Genomic DNA, 5,684 nt, shown 5'->3' with positions numbered 1-5,684 from the left:
GACGAGGTGCGCCTGGGCCGTGCGGCCCTCGGGGGTGGTGGCGGTCAGCCGGTGGACGCCGGGCGGGAGGTCGCCGACGGCGGTACGGGGCTCGCCCGGCCCGATGGTCCGGGTCCCGCCCTGTTCGGTGTCGACGCGCAGCCGGGTGCCCTCGGGCAGCGCGTCGAGCGCGCGGGGGGCGGTGCCGGTCCGGCAGACCACGGTGGGCGGCAGCAGTCGTGCGCGCAGCTCGCGTTCCCGGACGGCGAGGGCGGCGCGGGCGGCCTGCGGGGTGCCGGCGTCCACGCCGAGGGCGGCCAGGGCGCTGACGACCGCGGTGGCCGAGGCCTCGACGGTGCGGTCCGGGGAGGGACTGTAGGAGGTGGCGACGCCGTGCAGCGCGGCGAGCCGTGACAGGTCCTCGGTGAGGGGCGCGGCCGTCCCGGGTCCGGTCATCTACGGCCTCGTGACGTCGATGTCCGCGGCGGCGAGCGGGGGCTCGCTGGTCAGGGGCTCCGCGTCGGGCAGCGGCGGTTCGCTGGTCAGCGGGGGCTCGGCACAGATCCGCTCCGCGCCGAAGGCCCGGCAGGCCTCGCGTTTGGAGGGGGCGGGGAACAGGGGACGGAGGGATGCGGGTGCGGCCACGGGGGCCTCCTTGTCGGGTACGGGTGACGCCGGACCGGGTCCGGAGGGCATCCGGACGGGATACCGCAGCCCTACCCACCGATGGCTGTCGCAGACGTCCGAGGCGGGTAGAACGTACATGTCGTCACATTCCACACCCTTGCTCCACGCTTCGACCCGCAACGCGCGGAAGCCTCGCCGATCGCTATTCACTCAATACATATAGCGAGTGCATAATGATCGCCATGAGCACCCGTCACATCCTGCTGGGGCTGCTCGCCGGAGGGCCGAGCCATGGCTACGACCTCAAGCGACGCCACGACGAACGCTTTCCCCAGGCCCGTCCGCTGGCCTACGGGCAGGTCTATACGACCTTGCAGCGCCTGGTCCGCGACGGACTCGCCGAGGTCGAGGGGACCGGCTCGGACGGCGGCCCGGAGCGGACCACGTACCGCTCCACGGAGCAGGGCGACCGCGAACTGGCCAGGTGGGCCGCGGAGATCGCGCCGCCGGCGCCGTTCGTGACGAACGAGATCTTCGCCAAGGTCGTCGTCTCGATCCTGGCCGGCGGTGACCCCGCCGCCTACCTCGGCGCGCAACGCGCCGCCCACCTGGAGCGGATGCGCCGGCTGACCGCCCTCAAGACCGACCCGGGTGCCGATCTGGCGACTGTGCTCTCGGCGGACTACGCCCTCAACCACCTCGACGCCGACCTCCGTTGGATGACCACCACGGCGGCCCGGCTGACCACTCTGACCGCGGAGGTCGACGCGACATGAACACCAAGGCGGAAGGCCCGGTGCCGCTTCTTGCGGCCCGTGACCTGGTCAAGACGTACGGCGGGAACCCGGCGCTACGGGGCGCGTCGGCGGACCTGTACGCGGGCGAGATCCTCGCCGTGACCGGCCCGAGCGGCAGCGGCAAGTCCACGCTGCTGCACTGCCTGGCGGGGATCGTTCGACCGGACCGGGGCTCGGTGGGATACCGCGGTGAGCGCCTCCACCAGTTGTCCGAGGAGCGGCTGAGCGAACTGCGCCGCACGGACTTCGGGGTGGTCTTCCAGTTCGGACAGCTGATCCCGGAGCTGACGGCGGTCGACAACGTGGCGCTGCCGCTGCTGCTGGCCGGGACGGCGCGGCCCGCGGCCCGGGAGCGGGCCGGTGAGTGGCTGGAGCGGTTCGGGGTGCGCGGGCAGCAGGACCAGCGGCCGGGCGAGCTGAGCGGCGGCCAGGAACAGCGGGTCGCCCTGGCCCGCGCCCTGGTCACCGGGCCGAAGGTGGTGTTCGCGGACGAGCCCACGGGGGCGCTGGACTGCCTGGCCGGCGAGCAGGTCATGACCGCGCTGGTGCACACGGCCCGCGAGTGCGGCACGGCGGTCGTGCTGGTCACGCACGACGACCGGACGGCGGCGTACGCGGACCGCGAGATCCGGATGAGCGACGGGGCCGTGCTCCCGGCGGAGGTGACCGCGTGAGGACCGACCTCCGTCTGGCCTGGGAGCTGACCCGGGGATCCGACCGGCGCGAGTGGTGGCGGGTCGGTCTCACGGCGGCCGGGGCCGCACTGGCGACCGGCTTCGCGCTCGCGGCCGTGTCCCTGGCCACGCTGCGCGGCCGGTACGGCATCGCTGTCGGGCACGGGCTCCTGAACGAGCCCGGCACCCGCTCCGGAGTGATCGCCGGACTGCTGCTCCTGCTGATCCCGTTGCTCGGCTTCCTCGGCCAGTGCGCCCGGATCGGCGCGGTCCACCGCGACCGGAGGCTGGCCGCGCTGCGGCTGGCCGGGGCCGCGCCCGCGCAGGTGCTCCGGATCGCGGCGCTGGAGACGGGGCTGGCCTGTCTGCTGGGCTCGGTGCTCGCCACCGCCGGAGCCGTACCGGTGCTGCTGCACCTGTGGTCCGCGCCGACCGCCCTCACCTGGACCGGATTCGCGCTGGTCGCGCCGGGCGTGCCGGTGCTGGGCGCACTGGCGGGCGCGCTGGCGCTGCGCCGGGTGGCGGCCTCGCCGCTGGGCGGGGTACGTCGGGTGCGACCTGCCTCCGGGCGGGGGCCGGGGCTGCTGTTCCTGGGCGGGGCGCTGCTCGTGCTCCTGCCGGCCCCGGCCGCGATGGCGCTCACTTCCTCCGGCACGCCGGGCGTGGGGGCCGGACGGCTGCCGCTGACGCTGATCGGCCTGGTCGTCACCGTAGGGGCGGGCGCGGTGTGGCTGGCCGGGGCCGTGTCCGGGCTCACCGGGCGACTTCTGGCGCCCCGCGCCCGGTCCGCGGCGGCGCTGATCGCGGCGGAGCGGCTGCGCGACGACCCGTGGGCCTCGGCCCGCACCCACGCGGCCGTGCTTCTGGTGACGGTGGTGGGGACGGGCTTCGTCGGGGTACGGCAGGTCCTGCTCGACGGGCTCGACGAGATGCGCCGCCTGCACCAGCTCGGTACGGACATGACCTACTACACGACGGGACTCGGCCTCACGGCCGTCGGCATCCTGGTCGCGGCCGCGATCGTCCTGTGCGGGCTGGCGGTGGGCACCGCGGAGGCCCTGGCCACCCGTCGGCGAGGCCTGGCCGCGCAGGCCGCGGCCGGGGTGCCGCGGCGGGTGCTCGCCCGGGCGCTGCTGCTGGAGACCGCGCTGCCGCTCGTCCCCTCGGTCCTGTCGGCGGGCGTGGGCGGCATGGCGATCGGCGTCGGGTACGCCTCCGCCGTCTCGGGTCACGGCACGCTGACGGTGCCGTACACGGCGCTGCTGGTCCCGCCGACGGCGTACGCCTGCTGCCTGCTGGCGGCGGCCACCTCGCTGCCCTTGCTGCACCGTTCGGTACGCCCGGCGGAGCTGCGCTACACATGACCGGCCCCGGCACGTGAACCGACGCACGGACGGCACCGGAGGCGCGCGGGAGCCTGTCGGTGGGCGGGGGAGCGGGGGCACGCGAACGGCGCCCGTGGCGACTGGCGCGCGCGGGACGTCCGGCCCTGGGAGCGCCGGGGGGCTCCCAGGGCCGGCTCAAGGGGGCAGGGCGAACGCAAAGGCCCGGATCATCAGGCGGAGATGCCGTCGATCCGGGCCATGGCGTCGTCCGCGCCGAACGGCTGCAAGTACGGCAGCCAGCGCGGGTCCCTATGCCCGGTGCCGATGATGCGCCAGGCCAGGCCGGTGGGCGGAGCGGGTTTGTGGCGCAGCCGCCAGCCGATCTCGACGAGGTGACGGTCGGCCTTCACGTGGTTGCAGCGGCGGCAGGACGCCACCACGTTGTCCCAGACGTGTTTGCCCCCGCGGCTGCGCGGGATGACGTGGTCGACGCTGGTTGCGACGCCACCGCAGTACATGCACCGGCCGCCGTCGCGGGCGAAGAGCGCACGACGGGTGAGCGGAACGGGCCCTCGATAGGGGACCCGGACGAATCTCTTGAGCCGGACCACGCTGGGTGCGGGGATCGTGACGGTTGCGCTGTGCATGAAGGCGCCGGATTCCTCTAGGCAGACGGCCTTGTTCTCAAGGACGAGGATGAGCGCGCGATGGAGCGGTACGACGCCGAGTGGTTCGTACGACGCGTTGAGGACCAGGACGTGCGGCACGGATGCCTCCTTGTGCGTCGGCGGCGCGTGGCTCGCGCCGGGACGATCTGGAGTCAGTCTCCCCTCATGCCTGGTGAACGCGCCACCATGTCCCGGTAACGGGCTGGGAGTGTTTTCGACCACACGCCCGTGCGCCCCCGGAACAAGCCCTGCTCACGCCCGGGTGAGCGGGGTCTCTCCTTCGCGTATCGCGCCGAAGCACCCGCCGTGCCCCGTTAGTGTGGTGATTCTGTCCGTCCGGTGACCCTTCCGTGACCTCGATGTGCGTGTCGACCTCGACCGCCGCACCGGACGTGGCAGCACAGCACCTGGAGGTACCTGCAGTGTCCTTGCCCGCCGTCCTGCCGGCCGCCGGCTCCACACCGTCGCCGACTCCCACGCAGTCGCCGACCGTGACGGTGCCGTCTCTCCAGGACGCCCAGGAGAGCGCGACGAACGCGGCCAGCTGGGTCGAGCAGAACTGGTCGACGTGGCTGGCGATCGGTCTGAGAGTCCTGCTGATCCTGGTGATCGCGATGGTGCTCAGAGTCGCGGTGCAGCGGGCGATCACCAAGCTCATCGACCGGATGTCCCGGACCGCCGATTCGGTCGACGGCACGGCGCTGGGCGGGCTGCTGGCCAACACCGAGCGGCGCCGTCAGCGCTCGCAGGCGATCGGTTCGGTGCTGCGCTCGGTGGCGAGCTTCCTGATCCTCGGCACGGCCGCCCTGATGGTGCTGTCCGCCTTCGAGATCAACCTGGCCCCGCTGCTGGCCTCCGCCGGTGTCGCGGGCGTGGCGATCGGTTTCGGCGCCCGCAACCTGGTCACGGACTTCCTGTCCGGCGTGTTCATGATCCTGGAGGACCAGTACGGCGTCGGGGACCAGATCGACGCGGGCGTGGCCACCGGCGAGGTCATCGAGGTCGGCCTGCGGGTGACCAAGCTGCGCGGCGCCAACGGCGAGATCTGGTACGTCCGCAACGGCGAGGTCAAGCGCGTCGGCAACCTCTCCCAGGGCTGGGCGACGGCCGGCGTCGACGTGACCGTGCGCGCCTCGGAGGACCTCGACCGGGTGAAGACCACCCTCGACGCGGTCGCCGAGAAGATGAGCAAGGAGGAGCCCTGGAACGAGCTCCTGTGGAGCCCGATCGAGGTCCTGGGCCTGGACAGCGTGCTGCTGGACTCGATGGTGGTGCGGATCTCGGCGAAGACGATGCCGGGCAAGGCCCTCGCCGTGGAGCGCGAGCTGCGCTGGCGGGTCAAGCGCGCCTTCGACGAGGCCGACATCCGCATCGTGGGCGGCGCGACGTCCCCCGTGGAGGCGGAGGCGGTCGACCCGGCCGCAGCGGTCGCGGCCCCGTCGGCCTTCGCCAACGCGGACTCCCCGCAGTCGATGGCGACGACCCCGATCACCCAGCCTCGCTCGTCGACTCCGACGAAGTAGCCGGTACGCCAGGAGGGCGGCCCCCCGGAAACCCCGGGGCGCCGCCCTCCTCGCATGTCCACTGAGGGCCGGAGCGATTCAGCACACTCGT

At 73.4% G+C, this 5,684-nt stretch carries 6 protein-coding genes and 1 pseudogene; 4 read left to right on the top strand and 3 right to left on the bottom strand.

Annotation, left to right across the window (positions count from 1 at the left end):
* Together FNH09_RS43930 and FNH09_RS43925 are read right to left on the bottom strand one after the other, a co-directional pair.
* Positions 1-435, bottom strand: a pseudogene (locus FNH09_RS43930) (4-alpha-glucanotransferase); the annotation flags it as partial.
* On the bottom strand, positions 436-624 hold the full coding sequence (locus FNH09_RS43925) for a hypothetical protein (RefSeq protein WP_162470014.1): 189 nt from the start codon (positions 622-624) through the stop codon (positions 436-438).
* Between the two features lie 224 nt (positions 625-848).
* Here FNH09_RS43925 and FNH09_RS43920 point away from each other — a divergent pair, with 224 nt between their 5' ends.
* Genes FNH09_RS43920 through FNH09_RS43910 form a run of 3 tightly spaced genes read left to right on the top strand, consistent with a single transcriptional unit; the run spans position 849 to position 3,441 of the window.
* On the top strand, positions 849-1,382 hold the full coding sequence (locus FNH09_RS43920; protein ID WP_152895463.1) for a PadR family transcriptional regulator: 534 nt from the start codon (positions 849-851) through the stop codon (positions 1,380-1,382).
* Entirely contained in the window at positions 1,379-2,077 is a 699-nt protein-coding gene (locus tag FNH09_RS43915; RefSeq protein WP_152895462.1) for an ABC transporter ATP-binding protein, read from the top strand. The genes FNH09_RS43920 and FNH09_RS43915 overlap by 4 nt, the downstream gene beginning before the upstream one ends.
* On the top strand, positions 2,074-3,441 hold the full coding sequence (locus tag FNH09_RS43910; protein WP_162470013.1) for an FtsX-like permease family protein: 1,368 nt from the start codon (positions 2,074-2,076) through the stop codon (positions 3,439-3,441). Before FNH09_RS43915 ends, FNH09_RS43910 begins: the two co-directional genes overlap by 4 nt.
* Before the next feature lie 191 nt (positions 3,442-3,632).
* On the opposite strand, the gene FNH09_RS43905 is transcribed toward FNH09_RS43910, so the two are convergent.
* Entirely contained in the window at positions 3,633-4,169 is a 537-nt protein-coding gene (locus FNH09_RS43905; protein WP_162470012.1) for an HNH endonuclease, read from the bottom strand.
* Between the two features lie 323 nt (positions 4,170-4,492).
* Here FNH09_RS43905 and FNH09_RS43900 point away from each other — a divergent pair, with 323 nt between their 5' ends.
* Positions 4,493-5,593, top strand: a complete 1,101-nt coding sequence (locus tag FNH09_RS43900; protein WP_162470011.1) for a mechanosensitive ion channel domain-containing protein — start codon at positions 4,493-4,495, stop codon at positions 5,591-5,593.
* The last annotated feature ends 91 nt before the right edge of the window (positions 5,594-5,684 follow it).

This window comes from Streptomyces adustus (genome assembly GCF_009377175.1).
In the GTDB taxonomy this organism is placed as follows: Bacteria; Actinomycetota; Actinomycetes; order Streptomycetales; family Streptomycetaceae; genus Streptomyces; species Streptomyces adustus.
The sequence above is the reverse complement of the archived record's forward strand: the minus strand, read 5'-3'. Positions and strand labels throughout refer to the sequence as shown.